Source organism: Methylophaga pinxianii, from assembly GCF_020447225.1.
Classification (GTDB): Bacteria; Pseudomonadota; Gammaproteobacteria; order Nitrosococcales; family Methylophagaceae; genus Methylophaga; species Methylophaga pinxianii.
Genome location: NZ_JAJAEO010000004.1, coordinates 1 through 207 on the forward strand (window position 1 = coordinate 1; position 207 = coordinate 207).

The 207-nt window shown below is 49.3% G+C and carries 1 rRNA gene; it reads left to right on the forward strand.

The features are described 5' to 3' along the window. A 23S ribosomal RNA gene (locus tag LGT40_RS00020) occupies positions 1-207 on the forward strand; the annotation flags it as partial.

Below are 207 nucleotides of genomic sequence, written 5' to 3' on the forward strand. Positions count from 1 at the left end.
CAGCCACCCTTTAAAGAAAGCGTAATAGCTCACTAGTCGAGTCGGCCTGCGCGGAAGATGTACCGGGGCTTAAGCCATATACCGAAGCTATGGATGCCACACTTTGTGTGGCATGGTAGAGGAGCGTTGTGTAAGTCTGTGAAGGTGAGTTGAGAAGCTTGCTGGAGATATCACAAGTGCGAATGCTGACATGAGTAACGATAAAGG